The organism is Streptomyces sp. NPDC020875 (assembly GCF_040641415.1).
Taxonomy (GTDB): Bacteria; Actinomycetota; Actinomycetes; order Streptomycetales; family Streptomycetaceae; genus Streptomyces.
On sequence record NZ_JBFADP010000016.1, the window covers coordinates 17,324 to 33,745 of the forward strand.

Annotated in this window: 25 protein-coding genes and 1 pseudogene; 13 read left to right on the plus strand and 13 right to left on the minus strand. The window is 70.6% G+C overall.

Annotated features, from left to right (window positions below; genetic code table 11):
• Nucleotides 1–117 precede the first annotated feature (117 nt).
• The gene (locus AB0G74_RS11415; protein WP_361143544.1) at nucleotides 118–1,041 is read right to left on the minus strand and encodes a D-alanyl-D-alanine carboxypeptidase; all 924 of its coding nucleotides are present in this window, start codon (nucleotides 1,039–1,041) and stop codon (nucleotides 118–120) included.
• A 241-nt stretch (nucleotides 1,042–1,282) separates the two neighbouring features.
• Between AB0G74_RS11415 and AB0G74_RS11420 the strand changes: the two genes are divergently transcribed.
• Nucleotides 1,283–1,990 (plus strand): GntR family transcriptional regulator, encoded by a 708-nt coding sequence (locus AB0G74_RS11420; protein ID WP_361143547.1) that lies wholly within the window; start codon nucleotides 1,283–1,285, stop codon nucleotides 1,988–1,990.
• A 203-nt stretch (nucleotides 1,991–2,193) separates the two neighbouring features.
• The gene (locus AB0G74_RS11425) at nucleotides 2,194–3,441 is read left to right on the plus strand and encodes an MFS transporter (protein WP_361143860.1); all 1,248 of its coding nucleotides are present in this window, start codon (nucleotides 2,194–2,196) and stop codon (nucleotides 3,439–3,441) included.
• Between the two features lie 223 nt (nucleotides 3,442–3,664).
• Here AB0G74_RS11425 and AB0G74_RS11430 read toward each other — a convergent pair whose 3' ends face one another.
• Together AB0G74_RS11430 and AB0G74_RS11435 are read right to left on the minus strand one after the other, a co-directional pair.
• Nucleotides 3,665–4,489, minus strand: a complete 825-nt coding sequence (locus AB0G74_RS11430; RefSeq protein WP_361143550.1) for a maleylpyruvate isomerase family mycothiol-dependent enzyme — start codon at nucleotides 4,487–4,489, stop codon at nucleotides 3,665–3,667.
• Between the two features lie 277 nt (nucleotides 4,490–4,766).
• The gene (locus AB0G74_RS11435; RefSeq protein WP_361143553.1) at nucleotides 4,767–5,417 is read right to left on the minus strand and encodes a LysE family translocator; all 651 of its coding nucleotides are present in this window, start codon (nucleotides 5,415–5,417) and stop codon (nucleotides 4,767–4,769) included.
• Nucleotides 5,418–5,561: 144 nt separating this feature from the next.
• On the opposite strand from AB0G74_RS11435, the gene AB0G74_RS11440 reads away from it, so the two are divergent.
• Complete coding sequence (locus AB0G74_RS11440) at nucleotides 5,562–6,236, plus strand: pentapeptide repeat-containing protein (protein ID WP_361143555.1); 675 nt, start codon at nucleotides 5,562–5,564, stop codon at nucleotides 6,234–6,236.
• A gap of 92 nt (nucleotides 6,237–6,328) precedes the next feature.
• Here the strand turns inward: AB0G74_RS11440 and AB0G74_RS11445 are convergent, their stop codons facing one another.
• Complete coding sequence (locus AB0G74_RS11445) at nucleotides 6,329–6,979, minus strand: hypothetical protein (RefSeq protein ID WP_361143558.1); 651 nt, start codon at nucleotides 6,977–6,979, stop codon at nucleotides 6,329–6,331.
• Complete coding sequence (locus tag AB0G74_RS11450; protein ID WP_361143561.1) at nucleotides 6,973–8,490, minus strand: hypothetical protein; 1,518 nt, start codon at nucleotides 8,488–8,490, stop codon at nucleotides 6,973–6,975. The genes AB0G74_RS11445 and AB0G74_RS11450 overlap by 7 nt, the downstream gene beginning before the upstream one ends.
• 270 nt (nucleotides 8,491–8,760) lie before the next feature.
• On the opposite strand from AB0G74_RS11450, the gene AB0G74_RS11455 reads away from it, so the two are divergent.
• From AB0G74_RS11455 to AB0G74_RS11465, 3 genes are all read left to right on the plus strand, one after another.
• The gene (locus tag AB0G74_RS11455) at nucleotides 8,761–8,991 is read left to right on the plus strand and encodes a ribbon-helix-helix domain-containing protein (RefSeq protein ID WP_361143563.1); all 231 of its coding nucleotides are present in this window, start codon (nucleotides 8,761–8,763) and stop codon (nucleotides 8,989–8,991) included.
• Nucleotides 8,992–9,030: 39 nt separating this feature from the next.
• Nucleotides 9,031–9,168 (plus strand): type II toxin-antitoxin system PemK/MazF family toxin, encoded by a 138-nt coding sequence (locus AB0G74_RS11460; RefSeq protein ID WP_361143863.1) that lies wholly within the window; start codon nucleotides 9,031–9,033, stop codon nucleotides 9,166–9,168.
• 113 nt (nucleotides 9,169–9,281) lie between these two features.
• The gene (locus AB0G74_RS11465; protein ID WP_361143566.1) at nucleotides 9,282–9,665 is read left to right on the plus strand and encodes a hypothetical protein; all 384 of its coding nucleotides are present in this window, start codon (nucleotides 9,282–9,284) and stop codon (nucleotides 9,663–9,665) included.
• 46 nt (nucleotides 9,666–9,711) lie between these two features.
• On the opposite strand, the gene AB0G74_RS11470 is transcribed toward AB0G74_RS11465, so the two are convergent.
• The gene (locus AB0G74_RS11470; RefSeq protein ID WP_361143569.1) at nucleotides 9,712–10,353 is read right to left on the minus strand and encodes a hypothetical protein; all 642 of its coding nucleotides are present in this window, start codon (nucleotides 10,351–10,353) and stop codon (nucleotides 9,712–9,714) included.
• Nucleotides 10,354–10,410: 57 nt separating this feature from the next.
• Entirely contained in the window at nucleotides 10,411–10,884 is a 474-nt protein-coding gene (locus tag AB0G74_RS11475) for an Lrp/AsnC family transcriptional regulator (protein ID WP_361143572.1), read from the minus strand.
• Between the two features lie 122 nt (nucleotides 10,885–11,006).
• On the opposite strand from AB0G74_RS11475, the gene AB0G74_RS11480 reads away from it, so the two are divergent.
• The gene (locus tag AB0G74_RS11480) at nucleotides 11,007–11,576 is read left to right on the plus strand and encodes an alpha/beta hydrolase (protein ID WP_361143575.1); all 570 of its coding nucleotides are present in this window, start codon (nucleotides 11,007–11,009) and stop codon (nucleotides 11,574–11,576) included.
• A 75-nt stretch (nucleotides 11,577–11,651) separates the two neighbouring features.
• On the opposite strand, the gene AB0G74_RS11485 is transcribed toward AB0G74_RS11480, so the two are convergent.
• Genes AB0G74_RS11485 through AB0G74_RS11500 form a run of 4 tightly spaced genes read right to left on the minus strand, consistent with a single transcriptional unit; the run spans nucleotide 11,652 to nucleotide 13,159 of the window.
• Nucleotides 11,652–11,867: a DUF397 domain-containing protein gene (locus AB0G74_RS11485; protein WP_361143577.1), complete on the minus strand. Its 216-nt coding sequence runs from the start codon at nucleotides 11,865–11,867 to the stop codon at nucleotides 11,652–11,654.
• On the minus strand, nucleotides 11,864–12,091 hold the full coding sequence (locus AB0G74_RS11490) for a DUF397 domain-containing protein (protein ID WP_361143580.1): 228 nt from the start codon (nucleotides 12,089–12,091) through the stop codon (nucleotides 11,864–11,866). Before AB0G74_RS11490 ends, AB0G74_RS11485 begins: the two co-directional genes overlap by 4 nt.
• Nucleotides 12,092–12,113: 22 nt before the next feature.
• Nucleotides 12,114–12,323, minus strand: coding sequence for a DUF397 domain-containing protein (locus tag AB0G74_RS11495; RefSeq protein ID WP_361143582.1), 210 nt, complete (start codon nucleotides 12,321–12,323; stop codon nucleotides 12,114–12,116).
• Complete coding sequence (locus AB0G74_RS11500; protein ID WP_361143584.1) at nucleotides 12,320–13,159, minus strand: helix-turn-helix transcriptional regulator; 840 nt, start codon at nucleotides 13,157–13,159, stop codon at nucleotides 12,320–12,322. Before AB0G74_RS11500 ends, AB0G74_RS11495 begins: the two co-directional genes overlap by 4 nt.
• A 95-nt stretch (nucleotides 13,160–13,254) precedes the next feature.
• Here AB0G74_RS11500 and AB0G74_RS11505 point away from each other — a divergent pair, with 95 nt between their 5' ends.
• Genes AB0G74_RS11505 through AB0G74_RS11515 form a run of 3 tightly spaced genes read left to right on the plus strand, consistent with a single transcriptional unit; the run spans nucleotide 13,255 to nucleotide 13,854 of the window.
• Nucleotides 13,255–13,461 (plus strand): hypothetical protein, encoded by a 207-nt coding sequence (locus AB0G74_RS11505; RefSeq protein ID WP_361143587.1) that lies wholly within the window; start codon nucleotides 13,255–13,257, stop codon nucleotides 13,459–13,461.
• A complete protein-coding gene (locus AB0G74_RS11510) occupies nucleotides 13,451–13,696 on the plus strand; it encodes a hypothetical protein (RefSeq protein WP_361143589.1) in 246 nt (81 codons plus the stop codon). Before AB0G74_RS11505 ends, AB0G74_RS11510 begins: the two co-directional genes overlap by 11 nt.
• Nucleotides 13,693–13,854 (plus strand): hypothetical protein, encoded by a 162-nt coding sequence (locus AB0G74_RS11515; protein WP_361143592.1) that lies wholly within the window; start codon nucleotides 13,693–13,695, stop codon nucleotides 13,852–13,854. The genes AB0G74_RS11510 and AB0G74_RS11515 overlap by 4 nt, the downstream gene beginning before the upstream one ends.
• A gap of 263 nt (nucleotides 13,855–14,117) precedes the next feature.
• Here AB0G74_RS11515 and AB0G74_RS11520 read toward each other — a convergent pair whose 3' ends face one another.
• Complete coding sequence (locus tag AB0G74_RS11520) at nucleotides 14,118–14,828, minus strand: GNAT family N-acetyltransferase (RefSeq protein WP_361143595.1); 711 nt, start codon at nucleotides 14,826–14,828, stop codon at nucleotides 14,118–14,120.
• Between the two features lie 134 nt (nucleotides 14,829–14,962).
• Between AB0G74_RS11520 and AB0G74_RS11525 the strand changes: the two genes are divergently transcribed.
• Nucleotides 14,963–15,463 (plus strand): hypothetical protein, encoded by a 501-nt coding sequence (locus AB0G74_RS11525; protein WP_361143598.1) that lies wholly within the window; start codon nucleotides 14,963–14,965, stop codon nucleotides 15,461–15,463.
• On the opposite strand, the pseudogene AB0G74_RS11530 reads toward AB0G74_RS11525, so the two are convergent.
• A pseudogene (locus tag AB0G74_RS11530) lies at nucleotides 15,460–15,666 on the minus strand (hypothetical protein); the annotation flags it as partial. The gene AB0G74_RS11525 and the pseudogene AB0G74_RS11530 sit on opposite strands and share 4 nt — an antisense overlap.
• A gap of 235 nt (nucleotides 15,667–15,901) precedes the next feature.
• On the opposite strand from AB0G74_RS11530, the gene AB0G74_RS11535 reads away from it, so the two are divergent.
• Together AB0G74_RS11535 and AB0G74_RS11540 are read left to right on the plus strand one after the other, a co-directional pair.
• Nucleotides 15,902–16,150, plus strand: a complete 249-nt coding sequence (locus tag AB0G74_RS11535; RefSeq protein ID WP_361143601.1) for a hypothetical protein — start codon at nucleotides 15,902–15,904, stop codon at nucleotides 16,148–16,150.
• Nucleotides 16,147–16,392, plus strand: a complete 246-nt coding sequence (locus tag AB0G74_RS11540) for a hypothetical protein (RefSeq protein WP_361143604.1) — start codon at nucleotides 16,147–16,149, stop codon at nucleotides 16,390–16,392. The genes AB0G74_RS11535 and AB0G74_RS11540 overlap by 4 nt, the downstream gene beginning before the upstream one ends.
• Nucleotides 16,393–16,422 lie beyond the last annotated feature (30 nt).

A 16,422-nucleotide genomic window follows, 5' to 3' on the forward strand; every position in this document is an offset into this window, starting at 1 on the left:
CGACCCCGGGTACAGCTGACCCGGGTACGGCGAAGCCCCGTGACAAGGCACATTGTCACGGGGCTTCGGCCGTTCTGAGGCCGGTCGGCCGGATCAGCCGGTCGGCCGGTGGCCGGATCAGTCGCGCTGGGCGTCCGCCGGGAGCGACCGCAGCTTCATCGACTTGGCGGACGACGACTTGAAGCCGTAGTCCAGCAGCTTGGCCGCGTCGTTGAAGCGGTCCTTGCCGTTGAGGGCGACGCCGATGTACGTCTTGCCGTTACGGGTGGCGGCGAAGACCAGGCAGGGCCCGGCGGCCGTGCCCGTACCCGTCTTCAGGCCGACCGCGCCCTTGTAGGAGCCGAGCAGCAGGTTGGTGTTCTTCCAGGTGTACGTGCGCTTCTTGCCGTTCGACGCGGTCGCCACGGCCGTGTAGGTCGGGGCCTTCACGATGTCGCGGAAGGTGGCGTTGGAGAAGGCGTGCTGGGAGAGCTTCGCCAGTTCGAGGGGCGTGGTGTAGTTCTGCCCGCCGGGCGAGATGCCGTCGAAGGAGTCGAACTTGGTGTTCTTCAGGCCGAGCTGGGCGGCCTTCTTGTTCATATTGCCGATGAACGACTTGGTCCGGGCGGCGGTGGTGCTGCCGGTGCCGAAGGTGTCGGCGAGGGCGTAGGCCGCGTCGCAGCCGGACGGCAGCATCAGCCCGGAGAGCAGCTGCCGGACCGTCAGGGTGTCGCCGACCTTGAGCTGGGCGGAGCTGCCGCCCTCGCGGATCACATAGTCGACATAGGTCTTCTTGATGGTGATCTTGCGATTGAGGTCGACCTTGGGCGTCGTCAGAACGGTGGCCGCGGTCACGATCTTCGTCGTGCTGGCCATCTGGCGGCGGGTGTCCCGGTCCTTCCAGTACAGCGCCTTGCCGTTGGCGTTGTCGATCAGGATGGCGCCCTTGGCGCTGATCGTCGGCACGGCCGGGGCCGCCGTCGCGGAGGACGCGGCGAGCGGGGAGGCACCGAGCAGGAGTCCGCTGGTGAGGACCACGGTGGCGGCTCTGCGCGCGCGCACGCTGCTGAGTATCAAAAGAAACGCTCCGAAAAAGGGCGATTGCTACGAATGCGTCGAATGTCTGCTATCGGGAAAAGCTGAGGTCTTACGAGAATTTGGGGGACCCGAGTGGCCGAAGAGCCGCCAGGGGTCGACGTGTTAGACGCCCCACCGGTTCGAATGGATGCACGGATCAACAATGTTTTTTCCGCCACTCGGACACCCCCTGGGCATGCGTCTGTGTTGTATCTAAGCTGTGCGCATGGCCGCCCCCGCTTCCGTACCCGCCGCTGCCCCGACGCCCCCCGCGCCCGTCCCGCCCACCCCGCCGACGCCCGTTCCGCCCGCGGCCGAGCGGGTCTACGTCCATGTCAAGCAGGGCGTGCTCGACCGGCGTTACGCGGGCGGCACCCTGCTCACCGAAGGGGAGCTGGCCGACGCGGTGGGCGTCTCCCGGACCCCCGTCCGCGAGGCGCTGCTCAAGCTGGAGGTCGAGGGGCTGATCAAGCTCTACCCGAAGAAGGGCGCCCTGGTCCTCCCCGTGTCGGCGCAGGAGATCGCCGATGTGGTGGAGACCCGGCTGCTGGTCGAGGAGCACGCGGCCCGTAAGGCCGTACCCGCGTCGCCCCGGCTGATCGCCCGGCTCGAAGAGCTGCTGGAGCAGCAGAAGCGGCAGGGAGAGGCCGGGGATCTGGCCGCCGTCGCCGTCACCGACCGCAACTTCCATCTGGAGATCGTCCGCAGCGGCGGCAACGCGATCCTCTCCCGGCTCTACGAGCAGCTGCGCGACCGCCAGCTCCGGATGGGCGTGGCCGTGATGCACGCCCACCCCGACCGGATCGCCAAGAACGTCGCCGAGCACGGCGAGATCCTGGCGGCGCTGCGGGCCGGGGACCCGGACGCGGCGGCGGCGATGATCCACCGCCATGTCGGCTGGTTCAACAGTCTGGCCAGGGGCGATCTCCGATGAGCCGGCCGACCCCCGGCCCACCGGGCGGCGCCTCCGACCCCTCCGGACCATCGGGCCCCTCGGGTTCCCCCGGCTCCCCCCGCCCGTCCGGATCCTCGGGCCCCTCGGGCTCGTCCGGCTCGTCCGGCGTCTCCGGTGCTTCCGGTGCTTCGGGGCCGATATCTCTCCCCGGTGACCCGCCCGGTGGCCGCCGCGCCGCCGTGATGTGGGGCATCGGGGTCGCCGTCTACTTCGTCGCGGTGATCTTCCGTACGTCCCTCGGGGTCGCCGGACTCGACGCCGCCGAACGCTTCGACGTCAACGCCTCCGCGCTCTCCGCCTTCTCCATCCTCCAGCTGCTGGTCTACGCGGGGATGCAGATCCCGGTGGGCCTGCTGGTCGACCGGCTCGGCACGAAGAAGGTGCTGGCGATGGGCGCGGCCCTGTTCACCGCCGGACAGCTCGCCTTCGCCCTCTCCCCCTCCTACGGCACGGCGCTCGCCGCCCGCGCCCTGCTGGGCTGCGGCGACGCGATGACCTTCATCAGTGTGCTGCGGCTCGGGACCCGCTGGTTCCCGGCCCGGCGCGCACCGCTGATCGGGCAGGTCGCGGCGCTCTTCGGCATGACCGGGAACCTGGTTTCCACGGTGCTGCTCTCCCGGTTCCTGACCGACTTCGGCTGGGGTGCGACCTTCGGCGGCAGCTCGGTCGCCGGGGCGGTCGTCCTGGTCCTGGTGCTCTGCTTCCTCAAGGACCACCCCGAGGGGTACGAACCGGCGCCCGCGCGCCACCGGGGCGCGGCGTTCGTCCGCCGCCAGATCGCCGACTCCTGGCGCGAGCCCGGTACCCGGCTCGGGATGTGGGTCCACTTCACGACCCAGTTCCCGGCGATGGTCTTCATGCTGCTCTGGGGCCTGCCGTTCCTGGTGGAGTCCGAGGGCCTGACCCGGGACACGGCGGGGGCGCTGCTGACCCTGATCGTGCTGGTGAGCATGGTGATCGGACTGGTCTTCGGCCAGATCATCGCCCGGCACCACAAGGCCCGGCTGCCGCTGGCGCTGGGCACCGTGATCGGTACGGCCGCAGTCTGGGCCGCGGTCCTCGGCTGGCCCGGGGAACGCGCCCCGCTCTGGCTGCTGATCACTCTCGGTACAGTCCTCGGTGCCTGCGGACCGGCCTCGATGATCGGCTTCGACTTCGCCCGCCCGGCGAACCCGCCGGAGCGGCAGGGCACGGCGTCGGGCATCGTCAACGTCGGCGGCTTCACCGCGTCGATGACGACACTGCTGGCGGTCGGACTGCTGCTGGACGCGAGCGGCGGCGACTACCGGACCGCGTTCGCCAGTGTCTTCGTCCTCCAGGCGCTGGGCGTCGCGCAGATCCTGCGGCTCCGGGTCCGGACGGCCCGTCGCGAACGGGAACGGCTGGTGGCGAGCAGGGTGGAGGCGGTCCACGTACCGGCGAAGGCGTAACGCTTCTCCTGGTACGGGATCGAAGGCGCCGCTCCCCGTACGGGCATCGGGGCTCACGGGCTCGCGCGGGAGGGTGCCCCGCGAGGAGGACGCGGGCGCGCGCGAGCGGCGAAGGGCTGGTGGCCCCCGGCGGCACCGGCCGGACGACCGGCGGCACCGGATCGCCGAAGTGCCGGCTCACCGGACTCGTCGGCTCACCGGCCGTCCCGGTGCGGCCGACGCCTCACGGGGTGACGGCGAAGGCGCCCAGGATCGCCGCGCCCAGCTCCTGGTCCCCGTCGATCTTCACCCGGTCCGCGACCGCGCCGTACCGCACCCGGCCGCACGCCAGGCGGTAGTACGTCTCCCAGTCGGTGGCCAGGCTCACCACGGGACCCAGCGACGGCGAACCGTCGATCGAGCCGCGCCCGTCGGCATTGACCCGGACCGTCCGCAGGAACTCCACCGGACCGTGGACATCGATCACCACGGCCGAGAGCGGCGGGGCGCCCGCGTCCTTGGCGACCACCTTCGGCAGCGCCTCCAGCAGCACGTCACGGGTGATCAGCGCGCCCGGCGAGTCCAGATTCCCCGGCTGCCCCAGGGCCGTCCGCAGATCCTGCTCGTGCACCCAGCTGTCGAAGGCGCGCATCCGCATCGCCAGCTCCAGCGTCTGCTCGGCCCCCAGCGGCGCCCGAACCAACGCGTCGGGCGCCCGGTTCTCGTTCCGCAGCTGACGGGCGCGGCGGATCAGGACGTACTCCAGCTCGGCGACCATCTCCGGGGACGTGTGGTGCCGCCGGACGTCGACCTGCATCTCCATGTACCGCGCGAAGTCGCTCTTCACGTGGTACAGATCGCGCGGCAGGGTGTGAATCGGCCGGGGGTCGCCGAGGAACTCGGTCTCCAGCCCTATGACATGCGAGACCACGTCCCGGACCGACCAGGCGGGGCACGGCGTGGGCCGGTTCCACTCGCCCTCGACGAGCGGCGTCACCAGCTCCGCTATCGACTCGACGGCGTGGGTCCAGGCATCGGCGTAGGTCTGGAGGCTGGGATGGACGGTCACGGGACCCCTCGACGGTTCTGCGGTGGCTGGCTGGCGGTGATTGCTGCTGTGAACGGGACGGGGCGGGCGTTGTCGGGCACGGGCGGGGGAGGTTCGACAGTAAAAGCTACGCTGCCGGACTGCGGCCCGGCAGGGCTTTCACATCACGATCGTAGGCCCGACGGCAAGGCCGGAGTACCCCGGGAAGCCAGGACGGCGAGGGTACGCCACGTCCTCCTCCCGGCCGGGAGGCCCGCTCCCCCTCGTCGGCGGGCGGCCGGCGAGGGCTGACCCGCCGTCAGCGCAGGGCGACCGCGGCACTCGACCGGTCGGTGACGATCCGTACCGCGAACCCGGCCAACGCGGTCCCCATCGCATAGCCGTACACCCGCTGCCAGACGGGGTTCCGGGCGAAGAACCCGGCGACGGAACCGGCGGTCACGATGAAGAACGCGTTCCCCGCGACACCGACCGCGATCTGCGTCAGCCCCAACACCAGACCCTGAAGAGCGACATGCCCCCGTTCCGGATCGACGAACTGCGGCAGCAGGGATATGTAGAGGATGGCGATCTTGGGGTTGAGCAGACAGGTCAGCAGCCCCATCAGAAACAGCTTCAGCGGCCGGTCCGGGGTCAGCTCCTGGTTCGCGACCGCCGACCGCCCGCCCGAGCGGATCATCTTCCAGGCCAGCCAGAGCAGATACCCGGCCCCCGCCAGCTTGATCGCCAGATAGATCTCCGGCACCAACGCGAACACGGCGGCGATCCCGGCGGCCACGGCGACGAGATAGACCACGAACCCGACCGCGACCCCGGCCAGCGAGATCATCCCGGCGGTACGCCCCTGGAGGACGGAACGGGACACCAGATAGATCATGTTCGGCCCCGGCGTCAGCACCATGCCCAACGCCACCAGACCGATCCCCGCGATGGCCCCCAGCTCGATCACAGCACTCCCCCCGTCCGCCCACTCACCCAGTCGCGCCGCGCCACAAGAAGCTCCCCGGTAACAACTCGGCGCGTCACGCGGGTATTCCCGCCCGATGGATAGGTTGGGCACGGCCCCCGATCCGACGACCGGGAACGGAGCACCATGGCCGGCCGTACCTTTGGCGGCATCACCGTGACGACCCCCGTCCTGGACGAGCCCGGCCTGTATCTGGCCAGGGTCGATTCGCTGGACAGCCCCCGCGGCGACGTACGGGACTTCGCGTACGGGGACATCGGCCTGCGCGCGCTCGCCCTCGACGGCGTGCGGCTCGTCACCGGCAGGATCAGCGACGTCCGCGCGGAACGCGTCGAGTTCGACTCCGTCGACCTCCACGGGGTCGAGATCACCGGCAGCGACCTCGGTGCCGTCCGCTGGCGCCAAAGCAGGCTCACCCGGGTCCACGTCCGCGACTGCAAGATCCTGGGCGCCGTGCTGGACGGCATCGTGCTGGACGACGTGCTCTTCGAGAAGTGCCGCTTCGACTACTCCGTCTTCGAGAAGGTCCGGGCCGCCGGTCCGGTCGCCTTCGTCGGCTGCGCCTTCACCGAGGCCGTGTTCACCGGCTGCGACATGTCCGGCGCCGTGTTCTCGGAGTGCGGACTCGGTCTGACCGAGTTCGGTGGCGGGCGGTACCGGGGCACCGATCTGCGGGGCAACGACCTCGCGCGGATCCGGGGTGTCGCCAACCTGGCGGGGGTACGTATCGCCCCAGGCCAGGAGCCGGATCTGGCCCGGGCCCTCGTGAACGAACTCGGTATCACCGTCGGGGACGACTGACCAGGGCGCGGACCCCGGCCCGGCTCGGTGCGTGCGGTGGTGTCGTACACCGGGCGGGCGGGACGCGTCCGGGCCCGCGCGGGCGGCGGCCGTCAGTGCGGGGGGCGGCTTCCGGTGGTCGTCGGCGGTTGCTCCCGGAACAGTGGCTTGTCGCGGTGCAGCCGGGATCGTACGCGGTCGTAGGAGGGGCGGCGGAGCTTCGGCGGTCTGCCCTCGGCGGCGCGGCGGCGCCAGCCGTCGTACACCTGGGGCACCAGGATGCCGCGCGCCGCCCGCAACTGCGCCCGCGTCGGGTAGTACGGGTCGATCTCGGCCTCCACCTCCCCGGTGCGGTAGTCGGCGCTCTTGTCGCTCAGTACCAGCGCCCGCGCGTGCACGGCGCCGCCGACCTCGAAGACGTGGTCGTTGTAGACGGAGTGGACGATGCCGTGGGCCCGCAGGTCACCGGTGACGTGGACGGAGCCCCAGGACACCAGGTCCCGCAGCACCAGATCGCCGAGCACGACCAGCATGCCCGTGCCGGAGATCCGGTCGTCGAGGAAGCCGTGCACCACCAGGTCGCCGTCCACGACCAACGAGACGTCCAGATCGGTGTCCTCCGGAAGGACCAGGTCGCCTTCGTGGCGGTACCAGCCGTAGTTCTGGGCGAGGTGACCGGCGATCTGTCCGCCGGTCCGCCGGGCGAGCGCCGGGGCGTCGGACAGCGGATCGAACCGGGCCCGCCAGGTGGACAGGGTCAGCACGTCTCATCCGTTCCGGTCCGGTGCTCCCGGACCTCCAGTGCCAGCCGGGCCTCCTCGGCCCAGTACCGGTCGGGCCCGTCCGCCAGGGCCAGGAGCGCGGCCTCGCACAGCTCGGGGTTGCGCAGCAGGTTGTAGACCCGAATGCCCGCGCGGGCCCAGCGGACCTGGACCTCGGGCGGCAGGGCGGGGTTGGCCGCCAGGGCTTCGACGTGGTCGGTGCGCTCGCCCCGGTCGACCTCCCCGGCGCAGTCGGCGAGCACCCGGGGCGGCACATGACGGTTGGCGACCGCGCCCCGCAGCCAGTAGACGGGGCTGTGGACCATCGCGGTCAGCACCTCCTCGACCGGTGCCGTGCCCAGGGCGCGGCCGATCGCCGTATGACTGGCGCGTTCCTCCTCGCCGTCGAGCAGGCCCGCGCAGTAGTCGAGCGCGAAGCGGGCCATCAGCTCCGGCGGCCAGTTGGGTCCGCTGACGGCGTTGCCCGGGTGGAAGCCGGACGGCCCGCGTTCGTACAGACGGCGCAGCGTCCCGGGCGGTGTCGCGGGGTGGTCCAGCAGGGCGAACACGAGCGGGCGCTTGCCGAGGCCGAAGGAACCGGTGTCGGGGTCGTCGGGGTGCCATCTCTCCAGCAGGCCGTCCGCCAGCCGGGCCAGCGCCTCGGGCGGCGCGTCGGCGTTCTCGGCGAGGGCGTTCCGTACCTCGGGGTCGTCGTCGTCCGCGAGTGAGATCAGCGATATCACCGGGGTGAACCGGTTGGCCGCCGCGCGCCGTCTGACCCCGGCGTTCAGGTCGCCGGCGAAGACCGAGAGGGCGAGCGGGTCCCGGTTGCGGCACTCCTCGGCCGCCAGCGCGCGTACCTCCGGGTCCAGGTCGCGGGCGAGGGCGGCCACCAGGGGCGCGATCACCTCGGGCCCGGCCCGCCGCACCGCGTTCCGCCGTACCACGGGGTCCTCGTCGGTGAACTCCGCGCCGCCCCCGTGCCCGAGGGCGGCCACCACCCGTCTGACCCTCGGGTCCTCGTCGGCGGCCAGCGACCGCAGCACCGCCGGGTCCGTGTCCGCCCTGCGGGCCACGGTCAGCCGGACGTCCCCCGCCGCGTCGCCCGCCAGCCGCCTGACGAGGCCCTCGGGCAGTTCCTCCCGGCCCGCCAGGGCGCGGCGGACCGCCGTCGCCCCGTCCCCGGCCAGCTTCTTCAGCGCCCGGCGCGGAGTGTTCCGGTGCACCGCCGCCACCCGGCGCACCGAGGCGTCGGGGTGTGTCGCGTACCCGGCCAGCCGGGCGGCGGGGGCGGCGGGTTCGGCCGCCAGCGCGCGGGTCACCCCCCACCACGCCTCGCCCCGGTCCGCCGCCCATCCGGCCAACTCCTCGGCCAGCTCCGGCGGCAGCCCGATCCTGGAGGCGACGATCCGGGCGATCCGGGGATCCGGCTCCGCCAGCTCCCGCAACCGCTCCGGCGGCGTCCCCGGCCGCCAGGCCGCGGCCACCCGTTCACCGACGCCGTCGACCGTCATACGCCCCGCCCCTCACGCCCCGGCTGCCCCCGGCCCCCTGGCCGCACCGGTCGGCGGCCGTCCCCACGACCACCGTGCCCCGATCCTGACACGGCCCACTGACAGTCCCCCGGGACGCGCTAGTTCGGCTGCTCCCAGACGGTCACGGCGAGCCGGACGGGGGGCGGGAAGGAGGGGGCGTCGGCGGTCGGCGTACCGCCCTCGATGTAGGTGTCACCCGGTCGGCATTGCGGTGCCACGCGAGGTATCACCTCGGGTAGTAGTGCCGGTATGAAGATCAGCGTGAGTCTTCCCGAGGGGGATGTCGCCTTCCTCGACGAATACGCGGCCGCCACGGCCGCCGACTCCCGGTCGGCGGTGATCCACACCGCGATCGAGCTGCTGCGCGCCTCCGAGCTGGAGCGTGACTACGCACAGGCGTGGCAGGACTGGGAACAGGACGAAACCGTGGCGGACTGGGATCTCGTGACAGGAGACGGTCTCTCCGATGCGACGCGGTGACGTCTACCTGAACGACTTCTGACGGCCGGTTCCGGTGGGCTGGACCGAGACTCGAAGGCTCAGGCCGAGCAGGTACGCGCTGTCGCGGTCGAGCGATTGTCTCACCGGATCGGCGCGGTCACGGGCGAACAACTCGTTCAACTGGATGCGGCGCTCCGTTTGCATCTCGGGCTCTAGTGCCGCATCAGGCAACGTTCACCTCTTCGGGCGTCGATTGACAGTCGGCCAGACGTCCGCATCCAGTCGTCGGAACGTAACTGCGTCGGCTAGTACTCACGTAGGGTGCCCGGATGTTCAATCGGCTTGAGGTCAGCGTGTTGCCACCGGGACCCCGATGGGCTGCCCAGTTGTCTTTCCGGATCGATGGCGAGGAAGTGGTAGCTGCGGTGATCGGAGAGGGAGGCCGCGGCCCGTTTGTCGAGGAGGCGTTGCCGGCCCAGGGTCAGGGGCCACTCTGGGCGATCGGCGAGGGGCGTCGTGTAGTACTGGGTGAGCCCGAGTGCACGGGCGGATGCTGTGGCTATTTGTCTGTGTTCGTGCAGCGTCACGGTGGGATCGTGGAGTGGTCCGACTGGCAGGTACCCGTTGACGAGGCGCAGCCTCCGGGTTTTCACTTCGACGCCGATCAGTACGACGCCGAACTAACCCGCGCGCTGACCAAGTTTGCCTCGTAGCAGTCCGCCGCGTGGGTAGTTCCCCTGTCAGGGTCCCTGTGCCGGGCTAGTTCGGCTGCTCCCAGACGGTCACGGAGAGCCGGACGGGGCCGTTGGTCGGGGCGGCCACGGTTCGTACGTAGGCGGTGCGTCCGTCCTGGGTCTGTACGCAGAACCGGGCGCCCCGGGTCAGCTCGGCGTGGTAGCCGCCGTTCTTCTCGATCCGCTCGGCGCACTCGGCCTCGCCGGGGACCGGGCCGGAGCCGGGAGGCAGGGGCGCCAGGACCAGAGCGCTGTCCTCGGTACCGATCGTCGGGTCGCCCGAGGTGGCGCCGATATTGATGTCCGCACCCTTGAAGCTCTGGCCGACGATCGGGGGCGCGGAGTCGAGGTCGATCTCCTCGCCGCCGTGGGTGAGTTCGATCCGCACCTCCCCGGAGAACCGGACCTTCGGCGGAGTCCCCTTCTCCGGGGCCGCCGTCGCGGTGGCCGCCGCGCCCTTGCCCGTACCGCCCGCGCCCGACGGCTCCTTGTCCGAGGACGATCCCCGGCCGCTGACCAGTAGCGTCACGATGATTCCGGTGACCGGTATGACGATGCCGACCAGCCACCACGCCCAACGCGGCTGCTGCGGCCGGGGCGGCGGCGGGCCGGGGTAGGGCGGCATCGGGTGGGTGCGCGGTGGGAAGCCCTCGGGCCCGGTCGTCATGGGAACCCAACCTACGACCGGCGTGTTTCCTTCAACAACCGTGACTCGTACGTTGGTTCAGGGGCACGGGCCCGGTCGCCGGGCGGCCGGTGGTGTCGTCGGCAGCGGCTTCGGCGGGTAGCTGCGCAGGACGAGCGATGTGGCGACCTGTCCGTAGCGGGCCAGGGAGTCCACGATCTGTTCCAGGCGTTCGGCGTGCGAGCAGTGGACGTCGAGCAGCAGGCAGTCCTCGCCGGTGATCCGGAGCGTCGAGACGATCTCGGGGGTCTCGGTGGCCAGGGCGAGCGCCGGGGCGAGCCGGACGGGCGTGGTGCGGAGCCGGATGACCGCGTGGATGTTCAGACCGACCTCGGCCGGGGCGACGACGGCCCGGTAGCCGGTGATGATCCCGAGTTTCTCCAGGCGCTGGATCCGGGCGGCTGCGGCCGGCTGGGAGAGCCCGACCCGGCGGCCGACCTCGGCGCCGGTGAGGCGCCCGTCGTTCTGGAGGAGTTCCAGGACGGCCCGGTCGATCGGGTCGAGTGATTCCATCGCCGTCGCCCCCACTTTCTTTGAGATCGCTTGCCGGGGCCCGATTCCGTCGCCGTTCCGTCGAGAATCGCCCCGAGGCGCCCCCGTATCGGCGGGGCCCTAGACGGAAAGGGCGGCAGACGATGGTCGCGTACGTCATCATCCCCGGGATCTACGGTTCGGACGAGCGCCACTGGCAGAGCCGGTGGGAACGGCGCTGGGGCCCCTCGGCGGTCCGGACCGCCCCGGCCTCGTGGAGCGAGCCCGATCTGCCGGACTGGGTCGCCGCGATCCAGTCCGCCTACGAGATCGCCGCCGGGCGCGACCACCGGGTGGCGCTGGTGGCGCACAGCCTCGGCTGCTGGGCGGTCGCGCACTGGCTGCGGGAGACCCGCCCCGACGCGGTGACGACCTTCCTCGTCGCGCCGCCCGACACCCACGACCCCCGCTTCCCGCGCGACGCGGCCCCGACCTTCGTGAACCTGGACGCGCTTCCCCTGCCGGGCCCGAGCCTGCTGGTGGCCAGCGACGACGATCCGTACTGCGACGCGGAGACATCCCTGTCCCTCGCGAAGGGCTGGCAGACGCGGGCCCTCCTTCTTGAGGGCCGGGGTCACATCAACTCGGACAGCGGCCTGGGGGAGTGGGCGGAGGGGCTGGAACTTCTGCGGGGGCTCGTAGACGGCGACGGCGACGGCGGCAGCGACGGTTGATCGGGGCGGGCGCGGGACGGCCCCGCCGCGCCGGGCCTGCCGGAGTGACGGGGCCGCCGACGCGCGGTGCCTTGCTCAGGCGCCGCGAAAACCGTGGGTCTTGACGCCGTCGACGAACGCGGCGAAGGCGGTGGCAGTGACGGCGAGAGCCGGTCCTGTGGGGTTCTTGGAGTCGCGGACCGGGACCGTGCCGTGGGGTATGGCGAGGTTGGTGGCGACCTCGACGCAGTCGCCGCCGTTGCTGCTGTAGGAGGACGTGCACCAGATCGGGGTGTCCGGCGAGGCCGTCACGGCGCGACCAACTCGCCGGACCGGATGCCCGCGACGAAGACCGTGAAGGCGGGTGCGGGGATGGTGAGGGTGGGCCCGTCCGGGAGTTTGGAGTCCCGGACGGGCACGATGCCGTACGTGTCGGCCAGGTTGGCGGCGACTTGGACGCAGGCGCCGCCGTTGCTGCTGTACGAGGACGTGAAGAACTCGGGCGCGGTCACGATGACGCCTTTCGCAGGGGTCAACCCGGCTCAGGGTACGGCGGTTTCAAATAGCCTTGAAGTCGCCGGTCTTGACGCCTGTGACGAAGGCCGAAAACGCCTGCTCGCGGACGGCGAGCGATGGGCCCGTCGGGTTCTTGGAGTCGCGGACCGGGACGAGGCCGGTTATCGCGATGTGGTCGGGGGCCCACTCGACGCAGGAGCCGCCGCTGCCGCTGTAGGAAGACTTGATCCAGTTCAGGGGGTCGGTCGTCACAACGTGCCCTTTCGTACCTGATTGATCATGGCCACAGATTCCGCTTGCGAGGGCGCCTCTGTCTGTAGCTGATGGTAGGCCCTCACCAACGGCAGGACGGCGGTGATCTCACGCTCCAAGTAGCCCTGCGTCTGCGACTCGACATAGGCGAGTACGGAGCGGTCGGTGAGGGTCAGCAAGTGAACTAGTCGGTTCAGCGGCCGTCGCTCGCCCATACTGAACGGCACGATCTGGAGCGATGTGTTCGGCTGCTCGGCGAACTCGATCAGATGCTCCAACTGTGCCTTCATGGCTTGGGGTCCGCCGATCTCTCGCCGAATACAGCTCTCGTCCAGGACCGCGATCAGCAAGGGTGGCAGCGGCCGACGAGCCAGGGCGGTCTGGCGCTCTATCAAGAAGTCGACCCGCTCGGCTGCCTGATCTCCGGTAAGAGTGCCCCGCTTGACATGCCCGGCCTCAATGGCTGTTGAGTACTCGCGAGTCTGAAGCGGCCCAGGAATGACGCCGACGTCGAACAGTCGGATCTCCGCCGCCCGGCCCTCGTAGCCGACGTACTCCGGAAAGCCTTCCAAGAGGGCTCCGTGCCGGATCTCCCGCCACTGCCGTTCGAACGTGTCTACGGATCCTTCGAGGCCGAACATGCTGTCGGCGCCCTGCGCAAACCGGCGAGTTGGCGGTTTACGGCCGGTTTCGACGGCCGAGATATGGCGGCCGGAATAGCCCATTCGTTCGGCCAGCTCGTCCTGTGTCCAGCCCCGCTTCTCGCGCGCGCTGCGTAAACGCGCTCCGAACGCCTCTCGCGGGCTGCCCTGAGGGTTCAGCTCTTTACGGTTCACCAATGTGTCCTCCTCGGATGAGTGCGTTGAAGAGGCTTCAACTCTAGGCAACTCTGAAGCTCCGTGTAGTGGAAACGCTACGGAGAGGAATGGTCATGCCTGTTGTCGACAGTCCGGCCCGTGAGTCCCAGTTGGACGCTCTGATCGCGGCCGGTGGTTACTGGGGGCTCGCGCCGGACTGGGTGCCGCGTGCCGGGTACGTCCGGGACCGGGACACCCTCATCAGGGCTCTGGCCGCCCTGCGGCGGTTGGTGCAGAACGAGACGGCGCGGCTGCGGAGGAGGCGGACCTGTGCGTACTGACGAGCATGCTCCCGACTGGCGGCCGGAGATCGGTGGGAACGCGCGGGACGCGGCGCGGAACAAGGTGGGGCGGGTGATGGACCGTACGCGTGGCCGGTACTGGCTCCGCCCCATCGGGGGTGGGATCGAGTGGGACGTGCCCGTCACGGATCTGCGTCCCGTCACCACCGCCGAACTCCTCGCCGAAGCCGTGGCCGAGGCCAACAAGCGGTCGGGAAAGGGGGATCTGGGATGACCGACCAGCCCACCGGGTGCCCCCATTGCCGGGAACTCATCGAGGACGAGCGGGCGGCGAAGGCTGCCGGTGATCAGTCGCTGGCCGTCGACTGCCGCGTACTCCTGCAACGGCACCGGGACGTCGAACACCACCGGCCCCGCACGGCCGAGGACTGAACCACCCCGCACGAAGGACTCCCCCGGCGGACCCGCCGACCCTCCGCCGGGGGAACCATGGAGAACACCCGCCATGACCCGCGACGCCCTGCTATCCCAGGCGCCCGAGCCCGTCGACGCCATCTGCGTCCAATGCGGGCAACGAACCTGCGCACCCGTCGAAGTCGGGGTCATAGACCGCACCAGCGGCCCGCCCGTCGTGCTGCACGCCTGCCCCCGCTGCGTACTCGCCCACACCGCCGGACCCACCCCTGACGAGGATGTCAGCGGCGGGCGGTCCAGATCGCGCCCAGCGGCGTGAGGCCGAGCGCGCGGGCGACGGACCGGGAGGCGTGGTTGTCCGCCTCGGTGCTGTAGAAGAGCACGGGCTTTGTCCGGCGCACCCGCTCCGACCAGGCGGCCACGACCGCCGGTGCGAGGCGCTTGCCACGGAAGTCGGGACGGGTCCAGACACCGGCCTCGGCGGCGGTCGCGTTGGACGCCGGGGTGAAGCAGATCGACACCGGCTCGCGGTCGTGGACGGCCATCGCCCACTCCCCCATCCGCCCGCCGATCAGCTCGTCCCACTCGTCGGGCTGCCAGTTGTCCGGCCGTACGAGATCCCGGGCGGCGTCCCGGCCTTCGGCGGTGGAGGTGATGACGGGCAGCGGGGCCGGTTCCGGGACGGTGAGCCGGTCCGGGAAGACGAAACACGGCCCGCCTTCGACGGACACGGACCGGCCGCCGAGCGGCGCGGCCAGCCGCTGAAGGGCGTCGGGCACCCGGTCGGGGCCGTACTCCTGCTTGATGCCGTCGAGTGAGGCGGGGCGCGGGAGTCCGGGCGCGAGGGCCAGGATCCGTACACGGGGGGACCAGGCGCACACCGCGAGCACGGACGGGTCTCTCAGGGTCGCCCTACCCGGCACCGGGTCCGGGACGAGCCCGTAGTTCGCGTCGATCTCCAGGGCCAGCAGCCGTTCCTCGTCCCAGTTCATGGCCGAGAGGCTAGGGCCTGACCGGCGGTTCGAAGGACTGGTTTCGGCGCGCGGTAGCGAGCCCAACACCCCACAGGTGGGCTGCTTGTGAAACCAGTGGACTGCCGGGCAGGGCGACTGTCAGGGTCCGCCTTGTGGGAATTCTCGATGTCCTGACCAGCATGGCGAAGACCGGACGGCTGGGTCCGGTGTTCAGCGGCGCCGACTGGAGCGATGTGAAGGCGGCATGCGGCGAGCCGTGGGACATGGGAACAGCGAGCCGGAACAGGAAGTGGCCGAGGCTCTTCGCGTACGGAGACCTTGAGCTGAGTGTCTGCCGCTGCCGCAAGGTGTCCCTCATCTGTGTCCAGACCTGGCGTGACGCTGTCGAACTCCCTCCGCCGATCGTCGGAGGGACGGGCACCTTTCCGGCAGGACTCAAGTACGCGGACGTCGTCGCGGCCTTGGACCGGGCCGGCTGTTCCTGGGAGCCGTACGCTCCGCTGACCTTCGGAAGTCAGTGCACGCTCAAGGCGATCGCGTCAGGAGCGACCTTCGCCTTCGAGATCCCCGAAGGTGAGGAACCCGTACTGAACGTCATGGGTCTGCCGGGCGACGGACACGACTGCTCTGCACTGACCGCAGCTCTCCGCTAGGGGTGCCGGAGGGGGATTCTGCGCTCGGTCCGTTCGATCTCCGTCATCAGTAGCCGCAGGGTCAGGGAGCGCTTCTCCGGTGGGAGCGCGGCGAGTGCGGCGCGGGCGTGGGAGACACCGCCCGTTACGTCTCCGGCTCGGGCGAGTACGAGACCCCGGTGCATCTCCAGGTGAGTCGCGAACCGGGGCAGGGCGGAGGGTAGTCCGTGACGATCTCCAAGGCCAGTCGCCGTTCCTCGTCCTCAGCTCATGGCCGAGAGGCTAGCTTCGGTGGCCGGCCGGGAGGAGAGACTCTTCTTCTCGGGCATATGCCTACGCGCCCCTGAACTGCCGCGCGCGCCCCTTCTCCATGCGCCACCGGAGCGGTCCTCTCGACCTACGCTGACCGCGTCCCGACTGACGCCAGGTGCTGTGTCAAAGGATCAAGGAGGATCGAGGATGTCCGAACCAGGCCCGTCGCGATGGACGGTCCGTAATGAGGAGCGGGTGGAGGTGCCGACCACGGTCGATGCCGTCCGCGCCGCGCTGCCCGATTCGAGGAAGCGGCTCTTCGAAGAAGAGTTGGGCCGGGCAACGGTGGAGACGGTCGCCGATGTCCTACGGCACTGGATCCTCGAACTCGCCTCCGATCCGGAGGATGACGAGGAGTTCGCACGGCTGGAGGCGGAGAACCGGGGGGTGGCGTGAGCAGGTATGCCATCGCGTACGCGCCGGTCGCGGAGTCGGTGCTCAAGCAGTATTCCGGGGCCGCCGGATTCCGGGCCGCGATGGCGTCGACTCTGGGCAGGGACCCGTACGGGCATGGATCCACGACGGTCGGCGGGGAACGCGACCGACGGGAGGCGACCGTCGCGGGCGTCTTCGTCCGGTACTACGTCGCCGAGAAGATCGTGAAGATCACGGTCGTCCGTATGGTGCCCCCGCCCTGACGCCGGAGTCACCGTCTTCGACTGTCGGCG